The 307-nt window shown below is 60.6% G+C and carries 1 protein-coding gene; it reads right to left on the reverse strand.

Annotation, left to right across the window (positions count from 1 at the left end):
* A partial coding sequence (locus ACR9ZH_RS18450; protein WP_481292219.1) for a hypothetical protein occupies positions 1 to 307 on the reverse strand: 307 nt, incomplete at its 5' end.

Genomic DNA, 307 nt, shown 5'->3' on the forward strand with positions numbered 1-307 from the left:
CTACAGAGCGTGTATGATCTGGCCGAGGGAGTTGTGCTGCACGGCTTCCATCAGCAGCTCGAAGACGTTGAGGCGATCGCGGGCGGTCTTCTGCAGGATGACCAGGCTGTCCGGGGCCAGGTGTTTGCGGGCCTTGGCGTAGAGCCGCACATTGTCGATCTGCTGGCCCTTTTCCTCCTCCGTGGAGCGGATCAGCTCGATCTCCGTCGCTATCTCGCCGCCGTGATCCTTCGGCAGGAAGGTATTCACGCCGATGAGCGGAAGCGAGCCGTGTTGCTTCTTGTGCTCGTAGTACATCGACTCTTCC

Source organism: Luteibacter sp. SVR4-7G, assembly GCF_056755555.1.